22 protein-coding genes are annotated in these 20,300 nt (G+C 66.3%); 13 read left to right on the forward strand and 9 right to left on the reverse strand.

Going from position 1 to position 20,300, the window contains the following annotated elements:
* Positions 1 to 72: 72 nt before the first annotated feature.
* Positions 73 to 537 (forward strand): Lrp/AsnC family transcriptional regulator, encoded by a 465-nt coding sequence (locus tag VGN82_RS14540; protein WP_327527732.1) that lies wholly within the window; start codon positions 73 to 75, stop codon positions 535 to 537.
* A 107-nt stretch (positions 538 to 644) separates the two neighbouring features.
* On the opposite strand, the gene urtE is transcribed toward VGN82_RS14540, so the two are convergent.
* The 5 genes from urtE to urtA form a co-directional block, all read right to left on the reverse strand.
* Positions 645 to 1,340, reverse strand: a complete 696-nt coding sequence (gene urtE, locus VGN82_RS14545; RefSeq protein WP_327527733.1) for an urea ABC transporter ATP-binding subunit UrtE — start codon at positions 1,338 to 1,340, stop codon at positions 645 to 647.
* 4 nt (positions 1,341 to 1,344) lie between these two features.
* Positions 1,345 to 2,109: an urea ABC transporter ATP-binding protein UrtD gene (gene urtD, locus VGN82_RS14550; protein ID WP_327527734.1), complete on the reverse strand. Its 765-nt coding sequence runs from the start codon at positions 2,107 to 2,109 to the stop codon at positions 1,345 to 1,347.
* Positions 2,110 to 2,114: 5 nt separating this feature from the next.
* Positions 2,115 to 3,254, reverse strand: a complete 1,140-nt coding sequence (gene urtC, locus VGN82_RS14555) for an urea ABC transporter permease subunit UrtC (RefSeq protein WP_327527735.1) — start codon at positions 3,252 to 3,254, stop codon at positions 2,115 to 2,117.
* Positions 3,251 to 4,852: an urea ABC transporter permease subunit UrtB gene (urtB, locus tag VGN82_RS14560; protein WP_327527736.1), complete on the reverse strand. Its 1,602-nt coding sequence runs from the start codon at positions 4,850 to 4,852 to the stop codon at positions 3,251 to 3,253. Before urtB ends, urtC begins: the two co-directional genes overlap by 4 nt.
* A 198-nt stretch (positions 4,853 to 5,050) precedes the next feature.
* Positions 5,051 to 6,310 (reverse strand): urea ABC transporter substrate-binding protein, encoded by a 1,260-nt coding sequence (urtA, locus tag VGN82_RS14565; protein ID WP_327527919.1) that lies wholly within the window; start codon positions 6,308 to 6,310, stop codon positions 5,051 to 5,053.
* A 685-nt stretch (positions 6,311 to 6,995) separates the two neighbouring features.
* On the opposite strand from urtA, the gene rnr reads away from it, so the two are divergent.
* From rnr to VGN82_RS14590, 5 genes are all read left to right on the forward strand, one after another.
* Complete coding sequence (gene rnr / locus VGN82_RS14570; protein WP_327527737.1) at positions 6,996 to 9,359, forward strand: ribonuclease R; 2,364 nt, start codon at positions 6,996 to 6,998, stop codon at positions 9,357 to 9,359.
* Positions 9,359 to 9,820: a DUF983 domain-containing protein gene (locus VGN82_RS14575; protein WP_327527738.1), complete on the forward strand. Its 462-nt coding sequence runs from the start codon at positions 9,359 to 9,361 to the stop codon at positions 9,818 to 9,820. Before rnr ends, VGN82_RS14575 begins: the two co-directional genes overlap by 1 nt.
* Positions 9,821 to 9,831: 11 nt before the next feature.
* A complete protein-coding gene (locus tag VGN82_RS14580) occupies positions 9,832 to 10,551 on the forward strand; it encodes an NUDIX hydrolase (RefSeq protein ID WP_327527739.1) in 720 nt (239 codons plus the stop codon).
* A 157-nt stretch (positions 10,552 to 10,708) separates the two neighbouring features.
* A complete protein-coding gene (rpmG, locus tag VGN82_RS14585) occupies positions 10,709 to 10,876 on the forward strand; it encodes a 50S ribosomal protein L33 (RefSeq protein WP_038367996.1) in 168 nt (55 codons plus the stop codon).
* Positions 10,877 to 10,986: 110 nt separating this feature from the next.
* Positions 10,987 to 11,223 (forward strand): BrnA antitoxin family protein, encoded by a 237-nt coding sequence (locus tag VGN82_RS14590; protein WP_327527740.1) that lies wholly within the window; start codon positions 10,987 to 10,989, stop codon positions 11,221 to 11,223.
* Positions 11,224 to 11,256: 33 nt separating this feature from the next.
* Here VGN82_RS14590 and VGN82_RS14595 read toward each other — a convergent pair whose 3' ends face one another.
* The gene (locus tag VGN82_RS14595) at positions 11,257 to 11,583 is read right to left on the reverse strand and encodes a hypothetical protein (protein WP_327527741.1); all 327 of its coding nucleotides are present in this window, start codon (positions 11,581 to 11,583) and stop codon (positions 11,257 to 11,259) included.
* Between the two features lie 316 nt (positions 11,584 to 11,899).
* Between VGN82_RS14595 and VGN82_RS14600 the strand changes: the two genes are divergently transcribed.
* Positions 11,900 to 12,100 carry a hypothetical protein gene (locus tag VGN82_RS14600; RefSeq protein ID WP_327527742.1) on the forward strand — a complete coding sequence of 67 codons (201 nt, stop codon included), beginning with the start codon at positions 11,900 to 11,902 and terminating at the stop codon, positions 12,098 to 12,100.
* Positions 12,101 to 12,348: 248 nt separating this feature from the next.
* On the opposite strand, the gene VGN82_RS14605 is transcribed toward VGN82_RS14600, so the two are convergent.
* Positions 12,349 to 13,725 (reverse strand): PleD family two-component system response regulator, encoded by a 1,377-nt coding sequence (locus VGN82_RS14605; RefSeq protein WP_327527743.1) that lies wholly within the window; start codon positions 13,723 to 13,725, stop codon positions 12,349 to 12,351.
* Positions 13,726 to 13,741: 16 nt separating this feature from the next.
* Positions 13,742 to 14,110 (reverse strand): response regulator, encoded by a 369-nt coding sequence (locus VGN82_RS14610; RefSeq protein ID WP_327527744.1) that lies wholly within the window; start codon positions 14,108 to 14,110, stop codon positions 13,742 to 13,744.
* Between the two features lie 144 nt (positions 14,111 to 14,254).
* Between VGN82_RS14610 and VGN82_RS14615 the strand changes: the two genes are divergently transcribed.
* Together VGN82_RS14615 and VGN82_RS14620 are read left to right on the forward strand one after the other, a co-directional pair.
* Entirely contained in the window at positions 14,255 to 14,560 is a 306-nt protein-coding gene (locus VGN82_RS14615) for a DUF3572 domain-containing protein (protein ID WP_327527745.1), read from the forward strand.
* Positions 14,557 to 15,915 (forward strand): DNA polymerase IV, encoded by a 1,359-nt coding sequence (locus VGN82_RS14620; RefSeq protein WP_327527746.1) that lies wholly within the window; start codon positions 14,557 to 14,559, stop codon positions 15,913 to 15,915. Before VGN82_RS14615 ends, VGN82_RS14620 begins: the two co-directional genes overlap by 4 nt.
* Here the strand turns inward: VGN82_RS14620 and VGN82_RS14625 are convergent.
* Positions 15,872 to 16,711 carry a cell envelope integrity EipB family protein gene (locus tag VGN82_RS14625; protein WP_327527747.1) on the reverse strand — a complete coding sequence of 280 codons (840 nt, stop codon included), beginning with the start codon at positions 16,709 to 16,711 and terminating at the stop codon, positions 15,872 to 15,874. The two genes, VGN82_RS14620 and VGN82_RS14625, sit on opposite strands and share 44 nt — an antisense overlap.
* 221 nt (positions 16,712 to 16,932) lie before the next feature.
* Between VGN82_RS14625 and VGN82_RS14630 the strand changes: the two genes are divergently transcribed.
* From VGN82_RS14630 to VGN82_RS14645, 4 genes are read left to right on the forward strand one after another with little or no spacing between them, the layout of a single operon-like run.
* Positions 16,933 to 17,406: a RidA family protein gene (locus tag VGN82_RS14630; protein ID WP_327527748.1), complete on the forward strand. Its 474-nt coding sequence runs from the start codon at positions 16,933 to 16,935 to the stop codon at positions 17,404 to 17,406.
* A gap of 11 nt (positions 17,407 to 17,417) precedes the next feature.
* Positions 17,418 to 18,209, forward strand: coding sequence for a glycerophosphodiester phosphodiesterase family protein (locus VGN82_RS14635; protein ID WP_327527920.1), 792 nt, complete (start codon positions 17,418 to 17,420; stop codon positions 18,207 to 18,209).
* A complete protein-coding gene (locus VGN82_RS14640; protein WP_327527749.1) occupies positions 18,206 to 19,450 on the forward strand; it encodes a GNAT family N-acetyltransferase in 1,245 nt (414 codons plus the stop codon). The genes VGN82_RS14635 and VGN82_RS14640 overlap by 4 nt, the downstream gene beginning before the upstream one ends.
* Complete coding sequence (locus tag VGN82_RS14645; RefSeq protein WP_327527750.1) at positions 19,443 to 20,258, forward strand: hypothetical protein; 816 nt, start codon at positions 19,443 to 19,445, stop codon at positions 20,256 to 20,258. Before VGN82_RS14640 ends, VGN82_RS14645 begins: the two co-directional genes overlap by 8 nt.
* Positions 20,259 to 20,300: the final 42 nt, after the last annotated feature.

Consider the following 20,300-nt stretch of genomic DNA (forward strand, 5'->3'; position numbering starts at 1 on the left):
CATTGACGCAGCTATTATCACAATGGCAAGCTCATTCATTCGGTTTTTGACCTCTTTTCGGAAGATCCTTTCATGGAGCAAGAACTCGACCGGACCGACCTCAAGATTCTGCGCCTGCTGCAGAGCGACGGGCGAATGGGCAATGCGGAAATCGCCAAGCGGGTGAACACCAGCCCTGCTACCTGCCACCGCCGCATCCAGAGGCTTTTCGCCGAGGGGTATGTCACCGGGGTCCGCGCACAGGTCGCACCAAAGAAGGTGGAGATGGGCACGCTCGCCTTCGTCGGCGTCGTGCTCGATCGCTCGACACCGGAAAGCTTCGGCGCCTTCGAGGCGGCGATCCGCGAGATGCCGCTGGTGCTGGACTGCCACATCGTCGCGGGCGACTTCGACTACATCCTGAAGATCCGCGTGCGCGACATGGCGGATTTCAACAAGCTCCACGCCGACAGACTGATCGCGCTGCCGGGCGTGCGCCAGACGCGCACCTTCTTCGTGATGAAGGAGGTCGTCGACAATGCGCCGCTGGTGTTTTGAGGGGCTGTCCCCTAATGGCCGGACCTGTGCCCGACTATTCACGTCTTCCTTTGACGAGACCTGAGTTCAGGACGTGGATGCCCGCCACAGGGGCGAGCATGGCGGCACTACACCTGGATCAGCCGCTGCACCTGATTGGCGTCGAGCTCAGCCATAGGCCCCGCGAGCACGACTTCGCCACGGTCCATCACGAACATTGTGTCGGCGAGCTCGCGGGCGAAGTCGAAATACTGCTCGACCAGCACGATCGCCATGTCGCCCTTCTGCCGCAGATAGTCGATGGCGCGGCCGATATCCTTGATGATCGAGGGTTGGATGCCTTCGGTCGGCTCGTCCAGCACCAGCAATTTGGGTCGGGTGACCAGCGCCCGCGCGATCGCGAGCTGCTGCTGCTGGCCACCCGAGAGGTCTCCGCCGCGTCGGCCCAGCATGGACTTGAGCACGGGGAATAGGTCGAACAGTTCGTCCGGCACATAGCGCTCCTTGCGGGGCAAGGGCGCGAAGCCGGTTTCGAGGTTTTCCTTCACCGTCAGCAAGGGAAAGACCTCGCGGCCCTGCGGCACGAAGCCGATGCCGGCCCGCGCGCGATCCTCGGTGCGCAGCGTCGAGATATCTTCGCCCCCGAAGGCGATCTTGCCGGCACTGATCGGCTGCTGGCCGACGATGGCGCGCATCAGCGTGGTCTTGCCGACACCGTTGCGGCCCATCACGCAGGTGACCTTGCCGGCTTCGGCGGTAATCGAAACGCGGCGCAGCGCCTGGGCGGCGCCGTAATGGAGATCGATGGCGTCGACGGTCAGCATGTTCTCACCGCCCCAGATAGACTTCGACGACGCGCTCATTGGCGCTGACCTGGTCGAGCGGCCCCTCGGCCAGCACCGAGCCCTCATGCAGCACCGTGACCTTCACACCGAGTTCGCGGATGAAGCCCATGTCGTGCTCGACGACGATGACCGAATGGTCCCTGGCGATCTCCTTGAGCAGGACCGCCGTCTCGGCCGTCTCGCCGTCGGTCATGCCGGCGGCAGGCTCGTCGACCAACAAGAGCTTTGGGTCCTGGGCCAGCAGCATGCCGATCTCGAGCCACTGCTTCTGGCCGTGCGAGAGCGAGCCGGCGAGCCGGTCGCGGGCGTCGCCCAGCTTGATGATGCCGAGGATGTCATCGATGCGCTTCTGCTGGGCCGCCGCTGTGTTCCAGAACAGCGTCTTCGCCACCGTGCGCGGCGCCTTCAGCGCCAGCAGGATGTTGTCCTCGATGGTGTGGAAGTCGAACACGGTCGGCTTCTGGAACTTGCGTCCGATGCCGAGATTGGCGATCGCCGCCTCGTCGAGCTTGGTGAGGTCGATCGAGCCGCCGAACATCACGGTGCCGACATCCGGCTTGGTCTTGCCGGTGATGATATCCATCATGGTGGTCTTGCCGGCGCCGTTGGGGCCGATGATCGCGCGCATCTCCCCGGGCTCGATGGTCAGGGACAGTCCGCGGATTGCCTTGAAACCGTCGAAGGAGACGCTGACGCCGTCGAGATAGAGCAGCGAGGAGGTGAGCGCGCCGGGGTTGGAAGCGTTCATGCGCGTCACTCCGCGGGAGCCGGTTCGCCGGCAGCTGCCGGCGCGGGCTTGCGGCGCCTACCCCACCAGTCCTGCGCCGTGCCGAGGATGCCCTTGGGCATGAACAGCGTGACGAAGACGAAGAGAGCGCCGAGCGCGAACAGCCAGTATGGCGCCATGAAGCCCGAGGTGAACATGGTCTTGGCCCAGTTGACCACGACGCCACCCAGAGCGGCGCCGACCAGCGTGCCGCGTCCGCCGACCGCGACCCAGATCACGGTCTCGATCGAGTTGGCGGGGGCGAATTCGCTGGGGTTGATGATGCCGACCTGTGGCACGTAGAGCGCGCCCGCGACGCCCGCCATGCAGGCTGAGACGGTGAAGACGAAGAGCTTGAAACGGTCGACGCGGTAGCCAAGGAAGCGCGTGCGGGACTCGGCGTCGCGGATCGCGATCACGACCTTGCCGAGCTTCGAGACGACGATGCCGCGGGCGATCAGGAAGCCCGCGATCAGCATGACGCAGGTCATCGAAAAGAGCGCTGCGCGAGTGGCTTGCGCCTGGACGTTGAAGCCGAGGATGTCCTTGAAATCGGTCAGGCCGTTATTGCCGCCGAAGCCCATGTCGTTGCGGAAGAAGGCGAGCAGCAGGGCATAGGTCAGCGCCTGGGTGATGATCGAGAGATAGACGCCGGTGACGCGCGAGCGGAAGGCGAACCAGCCGAAGACGAAGGCGAGCAGCCCCGGCGCGAGCAGCACCATCAGCATCGCGAAGGGAAATGACGAGAAGCCGTACCAGTACCATGGCAGTTCCTGCCAGTTCAGGAAGACCATGAAATCCGGCAGGATCGGGTTGCCATAGACGCCGCGCGAGCCGATCTGCCGCATCAGATACATGCCCATCGCGTAGCCGCCGAGCGCGAAGAAGGCGCCGTGACCGAGCGAAAGGATGCCGCAATAGCCCCAGACGAGATCGAGCGAGATCGCGAGCAGGGCGTAGCAGAGATACTTGCCCCAGAGCGACATGGTCGAGGTCGGCACGTGGAAGGGCGAGCCGGCCGGCACCAGCAGGTTGAGCAGCGGCACCAGGATCGCGATGCCGGCGACGATGGCGAGGAAGATCGTCCCGCGCCGATCCATATCCTGAAGGAGGAAGCGAGAGATCATGCTTCCACCGCCCTGCCCTTGAGCGCGAACAGGCCGCGCGGGCGCTTCTGGATGAACAGAATGATGAAGACGAGCAGCGCGATCTTGCCGAGCACAGCGCCGGCATAGGGTTCGAGCAGCTTGTTGGCGACGCCGAGCGTCATGGCACCGACCAGCGTGCCCCAGAGATTGCCGACGCCGCCGAAAACCACGACCATGAAGCTGTCGATGATGTAGCTCTGGCCGAGATTGGGGCTCACATTGTCGATCTGCGAGAGCGCGACCCCGGCGAGCCCGGCCACGCCCGAGCCGAGGCCGAAGGTCAGCGCATCGACGCGGCCAGTGCGGATGCCCATGGCCGAGGCCATGCGGCGATTCTGGGTCACGGCGCGCATCTGCAGGCCGATCGGCGTCAATTTCAGGATCGCCAGCAGCGCGGCGAAAACGAGGCCGGCGAAGACGATGATCCAGAGGCGGTTCCAGGTGATGGCGAGCTGGCCGATCTCGAAGGCGCCCGACATGAAGTTGGGCGCGCCGACCTCACGATTCGTCGGGCCGAAGGCGGTGCGCACAGCCTGCTGCAGGATCAGGCTGATGCCCCAGGTCGCGAGCAGCGTCTCGAGCGGGCGCCCGTAGAGGAAGCGGATGACGCCGCGCTCGATGGCGATGCCGACGAGCCCTGCGACGATGAAGGCGAGCGGTATGGCGATCGCCAGCGAATAGTCGAAGAGCCAGGGCGCTTTGGCGCGGATGACCTCCTGCACGATGAAGGTCGTGTAGGCGCCGATCATCACCATCTCGCCATGGGCCATGTTGATCACGCCCATCACGCCGAAGGTGATGGCAAGCCCGATGGCAGCCAGCAGCAGCACGGATCCGAGCGAGAGGCCGTACCAGAGGTTCTGGCCGGCGCGCCACAAGGCGAGCTTGCCCTCGATCGCCGAGACCGCGCGCGCCTGCGCATCCTTCAACGCAGGTGAGGAATCGGCGGGCAGCGAGCGCAAGGTCGCCAGTGCATCCTGGTCGCCGCGCTCGCGCAGGACGTCGATGGCGGCGATCCGGTCGAAGGGTGGGGCATCCGGCTTGGCGACGAGGATCGCTGCCTGGGCCTGGCGTAGCGCCGCCTTGGCGCGCGGGTCGGTCTCCTTAGCGATGGCGCCTTCGAGCACAGGCAGCAGCGAGGCGTCGCGCGACTTGAACACGGCTTCGGCTGCGGCGATGCGCTTGCCGGCGTCCGGGTTGAGCAGGCCCAATCCGCCCAGCGCAGCCTGGATGTTGCGGCGGACGCTGTTGTTGAGGCGGACCGCAGCGAGACCGGCCGGCTCGGCGGCGAGTGGCGCGCCCGTCTTGGCGTCGAGGAACTTGCCGTCCTTGGTCTTGACGACGACGGCACCGCCGCCGGCCAGAAGGCGGCCATCGGCCAGGGCCTCGATGATCACCGCCGCCTGCGGATGGGCGTTGGCGATCAGAAGCTCGATGGCACGGTTGGTATCGGAGAAGCTGTCGGCGCCGAGCCTGGTAAAGGCCTCGTCAGCACCCTGAGCGGTCGCGGCGCCCGGCGGGAGCGCGAGCAGCGTCGCGAGCGCAATCATGCGCAGAAGGCAGGACAGGATCCGCATGGGCTCTTTTCGGCTTTGGCAGGTCAGCAGCTTGGGCAGGTCGCCAAATTGGCAGGTCGTCGGCCCAGTCACGGCGCCAGCCTGTGGGCGGTATCGACGCCCCCGGCGCAATTCCGGGAGCGTCGACGCTATTCGAGGGACGGCCGGGCTCTAGGGGCTCGTGCCGTCCCTCCCCCTCGTTAACTCAACAGGCTACCCTCACGCGCCGCCGCACTTGCCGGTCTTCACGTTGAAGTTGCCGCACTTCTTCTCGACCCAGTCGCCGATCAGGTCCTTCGAGCCATCGAGCTCCTTGGACCAGGCGTCGCCGGCGACGAGACCGGTCTTGGAGACCACGTCGAACTGGCCGTCGGCCTTGATCTCGCCGATCAGCACCGGCTTGGTGATGTGGTGGTTCGGAAGCATCTTGGAGATGCCGCCGGTCAGGTTCGGCGCCTCGATGCCCGGCAGCGCGTCGATCACCTTGTCGGGATCGAAGCTCTTGGCCTTCTCGACCGCCTTCACCCACATGGCGAAACCGATGACATGGGCCTCCATCGGATCGTTGGTGACAGCCTTGTCGCTCTTCTTGTAGGCCTTCCACTGCTTGATGAACGCCTCGTTCTCCGGCGTCTTGACCGACTGGAAGTAGTTCCACGCAGCGAGATGGCCGAGCAGCGGCTTGGTGTCGATGCCGGCGAGCTCTTCCTCGCCGACGGAGAAAGCGACGACGGGGATGTCGGTCGCCTTGATGCCCTGGTTGCCGAGCTCCTTGTAGAACGGCACGTTGGCGTCGCCGTTGATGGTCGAGACCACGGCGGTCTTCTTGCCGGCGGTGCCGAACTTCTTGATGTCGGAGACGATCGTCTGCCAGTCGGAATGGCCGAACGGGGTGTAGTTGATCAGGATGTCTTCCTTGGCCACGCCCTTCGAAAGCAGATAGGCCTCGAGGATCTTGTTGGTCGTGCGCGGGTAGACGTAGTCGGTGCCGGCGAGCACCCAGCGCTGAACCTTCTCCTCCTTGGCGAGATAGTCGACGGCCGGGATCGCCTGCTGGTTCGGGGCGGCGCCGGTGTAGAAGACGTTGCGCTCGCTCTCCTCGCCCTCGTACTGGACGGGGTAGAACAGGATCGAATTCAGCTCCTTGAAGACCGGCAGCACGGACTTGCGCGACACCGAGGTCCAGCAGCCGAACACGGCCGAGACCTTGTCCTTTGTGATGAGCTCGCGAGCCTTCTCGGCGAAGAGCGGCCAGTTCGAGGCCGGATCGACCACGACAGCCTCGAGCTTCTTGCCGAGGACGCCGCCCTTCTTGTTCTGCTCGTCGATGAGCATGAGCATGACGTCCTTCAACGTCGTCTCGGAGATGGCCATCGTGCCCGAGAGCGAGTGGAGGATGCCGACCTTGATGGTCTCCTGCGCCGCAGCCGGCAGATAGGAGCCCAGGAACGTGGCGCCTGCGAGAGCGGCGCCCAGAATAACGCGACGTGTGGTGTTCACGGACAACTCCCGAACCTTCCCCGGTTGGCCGCGCCCTTGAGCGGGCGCCGGCAGGCCTCCCCGGCCCGAAGCAAAGCGCTCGCAAGCGACGTGCCAACGGCACAACCGAACGTTACGGGCTCACAAGTCTCTGCCGTATGAGCCGCGGCAACGGCAGTTCCTGCGTTTTTTGGCAGACACCACGCAAAAATCATGCGGAACTGATGAAATTGACTAATTTATAGGCGGAATGACCGCCCAAAAATTAGCCACTCCGCATTTCGGCAGCGATTTCGCCGTGCTGGCCGGGGATTTCAGTAATCGTGGAGCGTGACTTTTTTGACATTTACGCCCGACCAAGAATCGCCCTAGCCTCTACTTGTCGGTAACAACTGAAAGGAGGTGATCCAGTGTCTCATTGTCATCAACCGCTGGTTCAAAGCGGGTGGACCTGGGCTCTTTCCAACTTGGGGTCTTGTTCCGCGTGAGCTTTTGAACCTCTGGGCCCGGTTACCGGGGTCGCGGTTCGACAATGGAAGGGCTGCCCGAAAGGGTGGCCCTTCTTTCGTTTCTGGGCCCTCCAACATTGCAAGGCACGAATTCGACGGGGGTTCTGGTATCCTGGCGGCGCGCATGCGACATCAGGACATGACCTTGCACCCAAGCCTGCCGAAGAGCCACAGCGTTGTCCGCGCCTGAACCCAGCCGCGAGGCGATCCTCGACTTCATCGAATCCGAGCGGCAGGCCGGGCGCGAGGTCGGCCGGCGCGACATCGCCAAGGCCTTCGGCCTGTCGGGCGGTGGCAAGATCTGGCTGAAGCGCATCCTCAAAGAGCTCGAGGAAGAGGGCGAGACGGGTGGCGACGGCGTCGAGCGGCCGGTGCATCCGCGCGGAGCGCTGCCACCGGTCCTGCTCTGCGAGGTCAAGGGCAAGGACCGCGACGGTGACCTGTTCGCGACGCCGCTGGAATGGAACGAGGCCGATCAGGGCGCGCCGCCGAAGATCCTGGTCGAGCGCCGGCGCGAGTTCCGCGCCAAGCGCCACGCGGCTCCCACCCCTGGCCTCGCCGACCATGTCCTGCTCAAGCTGACCCGCCTGAAGGGCGTCGAGGGCTTCGGCTATTCCGGCCGCGTGCTGAAGGTGATGGGCAAGGGCAAGGCGCAGGTGCTCGGCATCTTCCGCGCATTGCCCGACGGCTCCGGCCGGCTGGTGCCGATCGACAAGAAGGCGCAAGGCCGCGAGGCGCTGATCCCCAAGGGCCAAACCGGCGGCGCCGAGGATGGCGACCTCGTCTCCGTCGCATTGCGCAGCGAAAGCCGTTTCGGCCCGCCCGAGGCGCAGGTGCATGAACGGCTCGGCTCGCTGAAATCCGAGCGCGCGGTCAGCCTGATCGCGATCCACGCCCACGGCATCCCGCATGTCTTCCAGCCGGCGACGATCGCCGAGGCCGACGCCGTGCGGCCGGCAGGCACAGCGGGACGCGAGGATTGGCGCGCACTACCGTTGATCACGATCGATCCGGCCGACGCCAAGGACCATGACGATGCGGTCCATGCGGCCCCGGACGAGGATCCGGAGAATCCCGGCGGCCATGTCGTCACCGTCGCGATCGCCGATGTCGCGGCCTATGTCCGGCCGGGCTCCTCGCTCGACAAGGAAGCGCTGGAGCGCGGCAATTCCGTCTATTTCCCCGACCGCGTCGTGCCGATGCTGCCGGAACGCATCTCCAACGATCTATGCTCGCTGCGCGAGGGCGAGGACCGGCCGGCGCTGGCGGTCAGGCTCGTGCTCAAGGCCGATGGCTCGAAGAAGGGCCATTCCTTCCACCGCATCCTGATGCGCTCGGCGGCCAAACTCTCCTACCAGCAGGCCCAGGCGGCCATTGACGGCCAGCCCGACGACAAGACGGGGCCGGTCCGCGACTCGATCCTGATGCCGCTCTGGGCGGCGTATGGCGTCGCGTCCCGCGCCCGCGACGCGCGGCATCCGCTCGATCTCGACCTGCCCGAGCGCAAGCTGATCCTGAAGGCGGACGGCTCGGTAGATCGCGTCACCGTGCCGGAGCGGCTGGCGGCGCACAAGCTGATCGAGGAGTTCATGATCCTCGCCAATGTCGCTGCCGCCGAAACGTTGGAGAAGGCCGGTAGCCTGTTGATCTATCGCTGCCATGACGAGCCGTCGCTGGAGAAGATGCGGGCGCTCGGCGAGGTCCTGGCCTCGATCGGCATCAAGCTGCCGAAGGAAGGTGTGCTGCGGCCCGTCCTGTTCAACCGCATCCTGGCGATGATCAAGGGCTCGGAGAACGAGACCTTCATCAACGAGGTCGTGCTGAGGACGCAGGCGCAGGCCGAGTATGTCGCCGAAAACTACGGGCATTTCGGCCTGAACCTGCGCCGTTACGCGCATTTCACCTCGCCGATCCGGCGTTATGCCGATCTCGTGGTTCATCGGGCGCTGATCGCATCGCACAAGTTCGGCGATGACGGGCTGCCGAAGGGCACGACGCTGGAGGCGCTGCGCGAGGTCTCGACGCGGATCTCGGCGGCCGAGCGGCGCGCCATGGCGGCTGAGCGCGAGACCACGGACCGGCTGATCGCGCATTTCCTTGCCGACCAGATCGGCTCGTCCTTCGACGGACGGATCGGCGGCGTCAACCGCGCCGGCCTCTTCATCAAGCTCGACGACACAGGTGCCGACGGCTTCGTCCCGGCGTCCACGCTGGGGGCAGACTACTATCGCTTCGACGAGGCGGCCCATGCCCTGATCGGCGAGCGCACGGGCGAGAGCTTCCGGCTCGGCGACCGGGTCCATGTCAAGCTGGTCGAGGCCGCGCCCGTCGCGGGCGCGCTGCGCTTCGAATTACTGTCCGAAGGACGGAATGCGACATCGGGGCGCTCTGGCGCCCGGCCCAGTCGCGGCGCATCCTCAGGGCGCGGCAGGGCCGGTTCACCCTTCGGCGGCCCCGGCAGGAGTGGCCCCGGCCCCGGCGGCGCGAGCAAGAGGGGGCGCGGCAAGTCGGGCAAGACGAAACCCGGCAAGAGGCGCTGATGGCCATCCAGATCCATAGTTCGGCCGGCGTTCCTGCGGCCCGCGACTGGCGCCTGGCAATCGCCAACGGACTGCGCGGGCGCTGCCCGCGCTGCGGCAAGGGCCGGTTGTTTAGCGCCTTCCTGAAGCCGGTCGATTCCTGCGCTGCCTGCGGCGAGCCGCTGCACCACCAGCGCGCCGACGACCTGCCGCCCTATGTCGTCATCACCATTGTCGGCCACGTCATCGTCGGCGGGCTTCTGCTCGCCGAGAAATACGCGGACTGGCCGATGGGGCTGCATATGGCGATCTGGCCGGCGCTGACGGTCATCCTCTCGCTCGCCCTGATGCAGCCGGTGAAGGGGGGCGTCATCGGCCTGCAATGGGCCGTCCGCATGCACGGCTTCGGCGGAGAGCCTCCCTCGCCCGAGCGCCAGCCTCTGCCCCGCCAGTCCCCGCCACCTTCGGTTCACCAGTCATGAATGATCACGCCGTGACCCTGACACAGGCCGAGCGCGCCCGCGTCGCGACCAACATCCGCCCGAAAGACGCGGCGACGATGATGATCCTCGATCGCAGCGGTGCAAGGCCGCGCATCCTGATGGGCAAGCGCCATCCCAGCCACAAGTTCATGCCGGGCAAATACGTATTCCCCGGCGGCCGCGTCGACCCCGGCGACCGGCGGATGACGGCGACCGGCGCGCTTGCCCAGATCTGCGAGGACCGGCTCTCGGCTCGGACCGTGCGGCCGAGCGCCGCCAAGGCGCGGGCGCTGGCGCTGGCGGCGATCCGCGAGACCTTCGAGGAGACCGGCCTGCTCTTCGGCTCGGGCGAGTACGGCGTCCCGGAACGCCCACCGGCCGGCAGCTGGGCCGATTTCGCCAGCCACGGCGTCTATCCGGATCTCTCGGCTGTCTCCTTCGTCGCCCGCGCCATCACGCCGCCGCGCCGGCCGAAGCGATTCGACACCCGCTTCTTCACGGTCGACGCCTCGGCCGAGGCCAAGCGGATCGAAAACATCGTCGGGCCCGATTCGGAGCTGACCGACCTCGTCTGGGTCGATTTCGACGAGGCCAAGCTGCTCGACCTGCCCACCATCACCAAGGTCATCATCCAGGAGGTCGAGGCCCGCATCGCCGGCGGCTTCGCGCCCTATCTCCCGGTGCCGTTCTTCTGGGAAAAGAACGGCAGCTTCGTGCGCGAGGAACTCTAAAGCAGGCCAGCGGCGCGAAAACCACGCCCGCCCCGGCATTCTGCCTTGACTTCGACCGGCCTTTACGGCATTCCGACGCCCGACGGTTTGCCGGGCTCGCCCGGCCATTAACATTTCCCGTGGGCCTCACCGCCCCGCATGGTTCGAGGATATCCCCATGGCCAAGGCCGTGACCATCAAGATCAAGCTGCTTTCGACCGCCGACACCGGCTTCTTCTACGTGACGAAGAAGAACTCCCGCACGATGACGGAGAAGATGTCGAAGAAGAAGTACGACCCCGTCGCGCGCAAGCACGTCGAGTTCAAGGAAACCAAGATCAAGTAAGGCGCCCTCGCCTGCTGACTTCGGTTCGCGATTGAAAGCCGCCCTCCCCGGGCGGTTTTTTGTTGGATGGACGGCAGCCCGGCGCCTGCCACCGCGAGGAACACGGCCCCATGAGCATCGATCGGCCACGCCGCCCTGTCAGCGCCCGCGACAAGGCGGAAGCGCTCTTCAGCAGCGCGACCGCGAAGCCGGTCCCGACGGCCCCAACCCGCCCGACCGTGCCGGGCGCACGAGAACTCGTCTCGCTGCGGATCGACAGCGACGTCCTCGAGCATTTCCAGAGCGACGGCCCCGGCTGGCAGGATCGCATCAACGACGCCCTCCGGCGCGCGGCCGGCCTCCAGTAAGACCGCGCACGCCGGCAGCGGTGGACCGACGCCCTAGTAGGACGGCCTCGGCACGAAGAGGCAGAACGGCCTCTGCGCAGGCGCGATCACGGTGCCGGTCAGGGTTCCCCCGCTCCGGCAGATGTGAAAGCGTCCGTCCCTCGACGTGCGGGTCGCCTGTTCGGGAACGAAATGCCCGTCATGGGTCAGGTAGCCGCCGGGCACGATGCGCGGATCAGGCTCTCTTGCATCGACGTCCAGCCCCATAGGCCAGCAATCGCGGTCGCTGCAGCAATCGTAGGGGTACCAACTGTGCGCGTAGACAAGCCCTCCACCCCACGGTGATGCCGCGAGGCAGAGCGCCAATGCGAAAATACGCATGGGTCGCTCCAGTGATTGAGGATGTCAGGCCAGCATCTTCGCATCGGCAAGCGGGATGCGAATCGTCACCAGAGTATCACGCTCATGCGATAGCGGTGATATCCATGCTGCACCGCAACATGGATATCAGCCATATGGCGGGTTCCGGGTGCGGATTTTGCTGCGCTTGCGGCGAATATGTCACGCTCAGGCGCCCGCATCGATGTCACACTGACGTTCTCGACCATGCCTTCAGCGACGACGATGGAAGCCGGTGTACCGCGTGCGCCAGCTCTCTCCGGCGGCCGTTACAAGTTACCCCATTCGGATAGCGACATTGTCCGCCAGCAGCCGACAACCTGGACAGCACAACGGAGCGCATGGCCCGGTCAGGCGCCTGCTCAAGCTGCTCGTCGAGATCGATTCCTCGCGATTCCTCGCCAATCGCCTCGGCGCCGGCCTACTGCTGATCGCGATCCTGGCCGGCTTCGCCGCAATCGGCTACTGGTTACCGGCCCTGCTGTCTCGTCATTTCTGACGGTGGGAAGGTGGCCGGCCGGCGGCGGGTCTGAGGAGGCCAGAGTGTCCGCAACCGGCCGGCCGAGCCCTCCGGTTTCCCAGGAGATGCGGCGGACCTGAGCACCCGAGGGGCGTCGCGAGGCAGCGGAAACATCGCTGCGTCGAGGAGAACCCTTGCAGCCGGTCGGGTCGGAATCAATCGAATACGACCGATTCACCAATGTTCATCGATGCTTAACCTTACCTGGTAACCAGTCGCGGATCGCTTCAGGCGGCGCTCGCGGCAATGACGCGATTGCGGCCGCTCGCCTTGGCACGGTAGAGCGCATCATCGGCGCGCTTCATGATCTCGGCCGGCGACGCATCGCCCGCACGCCGGCTCGAAACTCCGATCGAGACGGTCACGGGGATCGATCGGGTATCGCCCTGGATGCTAAAGGGCCGGGCTTCGACACGTTCGCGGATGCGCTCGGCAACGGCATAGGCGGCATCGAGCGCGGTATCCGGCAATACCACGACGATCTCCTCGCCACCCATCCGGGCAACGAGGTCGATCCCGCGCGTGCAGGCACGGACGCGGTCGGCGAATTCGCGCAGCACCTCGTCGCCGGCATCATGGCCCCAGCTGTCGTTGACCGATTTGAAGTGGTCGATGTCGAGCAGCAGCAGGGCGAGTGAGCGCGCCCGCAACGCCGATTCGTCGAACATCACCGCCATGCGGGTGTCCATGTAGCGGCGGTTGTGCAGGCCGGTGAGCTGGTCCATCACGGCCATCTCCATCGAGGACTGCACGCTGTCGCGCAGCTTCTCGGTGAAGCGCTTGCGCCGGACCTGGGTGCGAACGCGGGCAAGCAGCTCGTTGCGGTCGATCGGCCGGATCAGGAAATCATGCGCGCCGATCTCGAGGCCGCGCAGGATGCGGGCGCGGTCCTCGGCCTCACCCATCATCAGGACGGAGACGTTGCGGGTGCGCTCCAGCGAACGGAGCTGGCTGCACAGACGCAGACCGTCATAATCGGTCAGATCGAGGCTGACGACGACGCTGTCGAAATCGCCCTCGACGGCGCGCAGCAACGCCTGCTGCGGATCGGCTTCGATCTCGACCGCGTGGAAGGCCGAAAGCGCGCTCTCGAGCCGCTCGCTGACCCGAGGCCGATCCTCGACGATCAGGATGCGCCCGTTGAGGCCGGTTTCGGAGGCCGCGGCGGCGAGCGGATCGGCGATGCCGAGGCGGCGCGAGGCCAGCGCGCGGTTGCGCAGCTCGTCCGTCACCGACTTCAGGCGCACCAGGCTGCGAACGCGCGCAAACAGCGCGGTGTCGTCGAGCGGCTTCGTCAGGAAGTCGTCGGCGCCGGCATCGAGGCCCTTGAGACGGTCCCCAGGCTGGTCGAGCGCCGTCACCATCACGACCGGGATATGAGCGGTGGTGGCCTCGCTCTTGAGCCGGCGGCAGACGTCGAAGCCGTTCATCACCGGCATCATCACATCCAGTAGGACGATGTCGGCCTCGCCACGCTCGCAGATCGCGAGCGCGTCAGGCCCGTTGAGCGCGGTCACGACGTCGAAGTACTCGGCCGAAAGCTTCGCTTCCAGCAGCTTCACATTGGTGACGATGTCGTCGACGACGAGGACGCGCGCTGACATGGGTCGCTTTCAGGGCTCAGGCAGCGCCGGCATAGGCGCGAACGGTCTCCAAGAACTTCGCGACGGAGATCGGCTTCGAGAGATAGGCCTCGCAGCCGCCCTCGCGGATCCGTTCCTCGTCGCCCTTCATCGCGAAGGCCGTGACCGCGATGACGGGTATCGACTTCAGGTTGTCGTCCTCCTTGATCCACTTCGTGACCTCCAGACCCGAGACCTCGGGCAGCTGGATGTCCATAAGAATCAGATCCGGGTGGTGCGTGCGCGCCAGCTCGATCGCCTCGATGCCGTCGGCCGTCTTCAACGTGGCGTAGCCATGCGCCTCCAAAAGGTCGTTGAAGAGCTTCATGTTGAGCTCGTTGTCCTCGACGATCAGTACTGTCTTCATACGCCGCCCTTCATTTGCGCCACGGACATCCCCTGTCATCCGGATTGTCCAAGCTGGCGGCCTCGTCCATTGATGCTGCTCTAGCACGCGAGCCGTTGACGAAACGCAAACCTGATACCGGACTCTGACGGAGCACCCTACGACATGGCCAGACTGCCCAGCTCCCAGGACGCCAACAGCCAGGACGCCGAAACGCTGGCCCTGCGCGCCCTTGGCTTCCTGGCCGCCGAACCGGAGCGGCTGGAACCGTTCCTGGCCACGACCGGCCTCGGTCCGTCGACGCTCCGGGCTGCCGCCAGCGATCCAGGCTTTCTTGCCGCCGTGCTCGACCACATCTGCGGCAGCGATTCGCTGCTGCTCGAGTTTGCCGCAAACCTGGGCGTAAGTCCGGAACGCGTCGCACTGGCTCGCGAGCGGCTGAGCGGGCCGCCGCCCGGCGAGCTGTCTTGAAAGACCCCCACCCTTCGCTGGTACGGCGCGTCCTGTGCCGGGATTGCCTGAACGACCATGACGGCAACGCGTCCGAGCCGCGCCGCTGCCCGTCCTGCGGCTCGCCGCGCCTGCTGCGCCATCCCGAGCGCGACAGCCTGAATCTGGCGCATATCGACTGCGACGCCTTCTATGCGGCGGTCGAGAAGCGCGACGATCCGTCCCTGGTGGACAAGCCGGTGATCATCGGCGGCGGCAAGCGCGGCGTGGTCTCGACCGCCTGCTACATCGCGAGGACCTATGGCGTGCGCTCCGCCATGCCGATGTTCAAGGCGCTCAAGGCCTGCCCCGAGGCGGTGGTGGTCAAGCCCGATATGGCGAAATACGTCGCGGTCGGCCGTCAGGTCCGCCGCCTGATGCAGGAGCTGACGCCGCTGGTCGAGCCCATCTCGATCGACGAGGCCTTCCTCGACCTCGCCGGCACCGAATTGCTGCATCATGCCAGCCCGGCCGTGACGCTGGCGCGCTTCGCCAGGCGAATCGAAGACGAGATTGGCATCACCGTCTCGGTCGGCCTCTCCTATGCAAAGTTCCTGGCCAAGGTCGCCTCGGACATGGACAAGCCGCGCGGCTTCTCGGTCATCGGGCGCGCGGAAGCCGTCGCCTTCCTGGCGACGAAGCCGGTCGGCATCATTCCGGGTATCGGTCAGGCCAGTGCCGCCAAGCTGGCAGAGGCGGGCTTCCGGCTGATCGGCGATCTGCGCGAAGCGCCGATCGAGAAGCTCTTCCGGCTGGCCGGCAAGGACGGCCCGCGCTTGAAGAATCTAGCCAATGGCATCGATCCGCGCCGCGTCACGCCCGACCGCGAGACCAAGAGCGTCTCGAGCGAGACCACGCTCGACGTCGATCTCGCGCATTTCGACGAACTCGAGCCGGTGCTCTGGCGGCTCTGCGAGAAGACCTCGAAACGGCTGAAACACCAGGAGCTTGCAGGGCGTACCATCACCCTGAAACTGAAGACGGCGGAGTTTCACTCGATCACCCGCGCCAGCCGCCTGCCTGAGCCGACGCAACTCGCAGCGAGGCTGTTCGCCGCCGGCCGCGAACTGCTGCGACGCGAATGCACCGGGGTGCGCTACCGACTGATCGGGATCGGTGCGAGCGATCTCTCCGGCCCCGAAGAGGCCGACCATGGCGACCTTGCCGATGTCGCGACGCCGCGCCTCAAGGCGATGGAAGGCGCGCTCGACAGCTTGCGCGCTCGCTTCGGCGACGGCGCGATCGGAAAGGGCCTGAGCCTGCGCCTGCCGCAGCGATCCGGCAGCAACAGCGCTACTTCGCGCACTCCGCCTGAGGCAGAAGATCCAGACGCGTGAGCGTGCCGCGCAGCGCGAAGCTGCCATAGTCCAACCTGACGGCACCGGTGATGCCGTTCTCATAGAGCTCGAAGGAGATGGTGTAGGAGGGCGTGGTTTCGGCCGAACCGACCTTGAAATACGACATCGTCACGGGCCAGCGCGCGAGCTTCTCGAACTCGGGCCGCAGCAGCGGCGCCTCGTCCGCCTTGGCCTCGATGCGCTTGCCGATCACGGACAGCGTCTCGTAGACGTCCTTGCCGCCATTGGCGCCATCATACAGCCTGACGTTCAGGGTGCTTTTGCCTTCTCGGGCGGCCTGGATGACGGCCTTCATCTGCGCGTTGGGGAACAGCGCGCCGATCGATTCCCGGTGCGTCTCGGCCTTGGGCGTGTTCAGCTTCACTTCATAGCCATCACCCGCCTTGCTGGCGGTGCCGTCGACCGTTTCGGGCGGTGCGCCGGCAGCGGAGCTTTCGGTGCGGAAGCGATAGCTCGCGCCGTCGCCGGCCTCGAAGCTCGTGGTGCGCGCGTCGATCACGCGGGGGCCGCTCTCGCCCGTCTGGAGCTGCGTGACCTGGCGGAAGGACAGCGCATAGCCCTCGCAGGCATCGCCGGTGAAATCATAGGCGATACGGCCGCGGGCCGACTCAATGTTCTTGGCGGCCTTGCCGTTGTCGAGAACGAGATCGTAGACGGCGCGGTGCGGAACGAGCACGACCCGCCCTGTCGCCTGCGGCTGGGCGGCAGCCGGAACACTCGCCAATGCCGCGGCCGCAGCCAGAAATCCCGCAAGGCCAAGACCGTTCATGCTCATGACGTCCGCCGCTTTCCCTTCGTGGTCGATCGAGATTAGGTGCAATGCCGCAATGGCGCAAACAAGGCACCCGCAAGCAGTCCCGTTTCGGTGATCGTCCCTGCCTGCCGCTCATGGCGGCCCAGCTTGCGGCCCGGACGGGCATCGGCCATGAAAGGCGTCTGGCCAATGCGGGGCTTTTCGCCTCCGACGGCCCCCTGCCCTCCGGTGGAGTCCAGCCCATGAATGCCGTCGACGCCAAGCTTGCCGCACTCGGCATCACCCTGCCGAACCCCGCCGCACCGGTGGCCAACTACGTGCCCTATGTGATCACCGGCAATCTGCTGGTGATCTCGGGCCAGCTCTGCTTCGGGCTCGACGGCAAGCTCTCGGACAGCCACAAGGGCAAGCTCGGCGCCGAAATCTTCAACGAGGCCGGCCTCGAAGCGGCACGGCTGTGCGCCATCAACGTGCTGGCGCAGGCCAAGGCCGCGCTCGGCGGCGACCTCGGCCGCATCACGCGCTGCGTGCGCCTCGGCGGCTTCATCAACGCCGCACCGCATTTCTCCGCCTTGCCGGCCATCATGAACGGCGCCTCCGACCTGATGGTCGAGGTGCTCGGCGACAAGGGACGCCATGCCCGCTCGACCATCGGCGTGGCCGAACTTCCCGCCGGTGCGGCCGTCGAGGTCGAGGCGATGTTCGAGATCGCCTGATGCGCGACCGTATGACGAGCGAACGCTCCCCGTCCGGGATCGACCATGCCCATTCCGGTCTCGGCTGGCTGATCGCCCGGCCGATCGCCCATCGCGGCCTGCACGATGCCGCCGCCGGCGTGATCGAGAACAGCATCCCGGCCGCGGAGGCCGCCATCGCCGGCGGCTTCGGCATCGAATGCGACGTCCAGCTCAGCGCCGATGGCGAGGCCATGGTGTTCCATGACTTCGTGCTCGACCGGCTGACGGAGAAGACCGGCAAGGTCGCCGAGTTGAGTGCCGATGCGCTGGCCGCGATCCCGCTGAAGGGCAGCCAGGCCCGGATTCCGACATTGTCCGGCTTCCTTGACGCCATCGCCGGGCGGGTGCCGCTCGTCATCGAGATCAAGAGCCGCTTCAACGGCGATCTCAGGCTGCCCCGTCGCGCTGCCGAGATCGTCGCTGAACGTGCCGGCCAGCCGATCGTGTTCAAGTCGTTCGATCCGGAGATCGTCACTGCCCTGCGCGATCTCGCTCCGGCGATCCCGCGCGGCGTCGTCGCGATGAACGATTACTCGATCTATGATGACTACGCCCATCTCGGCGCGGCCAAGTGGCATGCGATGGCGAACCTGCTGCATTTCGGCGAGAGCCGCCCGGATTTCCTGTCCTGGAAGGTCGTCGACCTTGAAAGCGCCGCGCCCTATCTCTGCCGCAACGCGCTCGGCATGCCGCTGATGACATGGACGGTGCGCACGCCGGCCGATCGCGAGATGGCGGCCCGTCACGCGGACCAGATGGTGTTCGAGGGCTTCACGCCTTGAGTTCCGGCGAGGGCGGCGACCTCAGGGTTCGCGTCACGACCTCGCTGAAGACCGTGCCGGCCGGCGCCTGGAATGCCTGCGCCAATCCCGGCGCGCTGAACGCGGCGCTGGGCGCGGCTTGCGAACCCGCCGCGGCGTCGCTGGCGGGGCTCGACGTCGACAACCCCTTCGTCAGCCATCAATTCCTGCGTGCGCTCGAGGACAGCGGTTGTGTCGGCGGGCGCTCCGGATGGTCGCCGGCCTATCTCCTCGTCGAGGACGCCGCAGGTGCCCTGCTCGCGGCGGCGCCGAGCTTCCTCAAGAGCCACAGCCAAGGGGAGTATGTCTTCGACCATGGCTGGGCCGATGCCTATGAGCGCGCCGGCGGCCGCTATTACCCCAAGCTGCAGGTGGCGGCGCCCTTCACCCCCGCGACCGGGCCGCGCCTGCTCGTCGCGGACGGGCCGCGCGCCGACGAGGCTCGCACGGGGCTGATCGCCGGGCTGGAAGCGCTCCGCGCCCAGACCGAAGCTTCCTCGGTCCACGTCACCTTCGCGCAGGAGCCCGATATCGCGACGCTGCGCGAGGCCGGCTACCTCGAACGGCACGATCTGCAGTTCCACTGGCGCAATGAGGGCTTCGCGGCCTACGACGATTTCCTGGCGACGCTTGCGTCTCGCAAGCGCAAGGCCCTGAAGCGCGAGCGCCGCGAGGCCCTTTCCGCCGGGATCACGGTGGAGGCTCTCTCGGGCAGCGACCTGACGGAAGCGGTCTGGGACGATTTCCATTCCTTCTACGAGGATACCGGTGCGCGCAAATGGGGCCGGCCCTACCTCAACCGGGCCTTCTTTTCGGCGGTCGGCGCCGCCATGGGCGAGCGCATCGTGCTGATGATGGCGAAGCGGGCGGGACGCTACATCGCCGGCGCAATCAATTTCCGGGGCGCCAACACGCTCTATGGCCGCAACTGGGGCTGCATCGAGGACCATCCGTTCCTGCATTTCGAGCTCTGCTACCATCAGGCCATCGACTATGCGATCGCGCACGGGCTCTCCCGCGTCGAGGCTGGGGCCCAGGGCGAGCACAAGCTCGCACGCGGCTACCGCCCGGTGATCACGCGCTCGCTGCATCATCTCGCCGATCCAGGGCTGCGACGCGCGGTCGCCCATTATCTGACAGGAGAACGGCAGCAGATCGCGCAGGCCCAGGAGGCGCTCGCGGCTGAAAGCCCGTTCCGCAAGGCGGGGGATGTTCATGAGTGACGGAAGCAGGGCTGCGATGGAGCAAGAGGCGCTCGTGTTCTGCAGCGATACGGAGCTTGGCTATCTGCGCGCCCGCACCCCGTTCGCGGCGGGCCATTCGCTGATGCTCGACGAATCCTACCGCCTGGCGCATCTGCCGCTGGTGGCGCCGACGCATCCCGGCGTGATCGCGCGCAAGGAGGGGCGCTCCTACGAGATGGGCCGACACCCGGCTATCTTCTCGCTCGTGCTGCCGATCGAGGAAGACCTGCTGAACACCTCCGCGCCCCTGGCGCGGCTCGATGATGAGCTGCGACGTGCGCCCTTCGCCAGCAAGATCGCCTGGGACATCCTGCCGCGCAGGGCCGACCGGGTTCATGCCACCCTATGCGGGACACTCTCGACCGAGGCCGCGCCGGTGATCGATCAGTCCGTCCGTGAGGCGATCTCGGCGATCGGGCCGTTCCAGGTCGAGCTGCGCGGGCTCTTCTCGGGCAACGTCAACCAGGGCCGCCTCTATCTGCGTCTCTACCCGGAGAACCGGGACGGAACGAACCCGATCCAGGCGATCCAGGCGGCGTTCGGCCGACAGCCGGGCGATCTCTACCTCGTCGGGCTCTACAACCTGACCGACGATCTCGACGCCAGCGAAACCGCGGCCCTAGTGGCACTCCTCGAGCGCTGGTGGGACGAGCCGCTGCTGCGCTTCGAGGCGACGGCGCTCTGGGTTCTCGGCGCATGCGACGATCTCGTTCTCGATGCGACGCTTCCCGAGACCCTGCCGCTGCATGCCGGACCGGCCGGGCCGATGCCCCGGCTGCGACCTTGACGCCGGCGGCCGGCTCGCGACAGGCTGGCGTCTTATCCTGGG

It is taken from the genome of Allobosea sp., from assembly GCF_035999205.1.
GTDB lineage: Bacteria > Pseudomonadota > Alphaproteobacteria > Rhizobiales > Beijerinckiaceae > Allobosea.

What these genes read in the sequence shown, in the direction of transcription:
- VGN82_RS14540 (WP_327527732.1), top strand. Translation starts at nt 73, where the DNA reads ATGGAGCAAGAACTCGACCGGACCGACCTCAAGATTCTGCGCCTGCTG.
- urtE (WP_327527733.1), bottom strand. Translation starts at nt 1,340, where the DNA reads ATGCTGACCGTCGACGCCATCGATCTCCATTACGGCGCCGCCCAGGCG.
- urtD (WP_327527734.1), bottom strand. Translation starts at nt 2,109, where the DNA reads ATGAACGCTTCCAACCCCGGCGCGCTCACCTCCTCGCTGCTCTATCTC.
- urtC (WP_327527735.1), bottom strand. Translation starts at nt 3,254, where the DNA reads ATGATCTCTCGCTTCCTCCTTCAGGATATGGATCGGCGCGGGACGATC.
- urtB (WP_327527736.1), bottom strand. Translation starts at nt 4,852, where the DNA reads ATGCGGATCCTGTCCTGCCTTCTGCGCATGATTGCGCTCGCGACGCTG.
- VGN82_RS14575 (WP_327527738.1), top strand. Translation starts at nt 9,359, where the DNA reads ATGGCCATCCAGATCCATAGTTCGGCCGGCGTTCCTGCGGCCCGCGAC.
- rpmG (WP_038367996.1), top strand. Translation starts at nt 10,709, where the DNA reads ATGGCCAAGGCCGTGACCATCAAGATCAAGCTGCTTTCGACCGCCGAC.
- VGN82_RS14590 (WP_327527740.1), top strand. Translation starts at nt 10,987, where the DNA reads ATGAGCATCGATCGGCCACGCCGCCCTGTCAGCGCCCGCGACAAGGCG.
- VGN82_RS14595 (WP_327527741.1), bottom strand. Translation starts at nt 11,583, where the DNA reads ATGCGTATTTTCGCATTGGCGCTCTGCCTCGCGGCATCACCGTGGGGT.
- VGN82_RS14605 (WP_327527743.1), bottom strand. Translation starts at nt 13,725, where the DNA reads ATGTCAGCGCGCGTCCTCGTCGTCGACGACATCGTCACCAATGTGAAG.
- VGN82_RS14610 (WP_327527744.1), bottom strand. Translation starts at nt 14,110, where the DNA reads ATGAAGACAGTACTGATCGTCGAGGACAACGAGCTCAACATGAAGCTC.
- VGN82_RS14615 (WP_327527745.1), top strand. Translation starts at nt 14,255, where the DNA reads ATGGCCAGACTGCCCAGCTCCCAGGACGCCAACAGCCAGGACGCCGAA.
- VGN82_RS14625 (WP_327527747.1), bottom strand. Translation starts at nt 16,711, where the DNA reads ATGAGCATGAACGGTCTTGGCCTTGCGGGATTTCTGGCTGCGGCCGCG.
- VGN82_RS14630 (WP_327527748.1), top strand. Translation starts at nt 16,933, where the DNA reads ATGAATGCCGTCGACGCCAAGCTTGCCGCACTCGGCATCACCCTGCCG.
- VGN82_RS14635 (WP_327527920.1), top strand. Translation starts at nt 17,418, where the DNA reads ATGACGAGCGAACGCTCCCCGTCCGGGATCGACCATGCCCATTCCGGT.
- VGN82_RS14645 (WP_327527750.1), top strand. Translation starts at nt 19,443, where the DNA reads ATGAGTGACGGAAGCAGGGCTGCGATGGAGCAAGAGGCGCTCGTGTTC.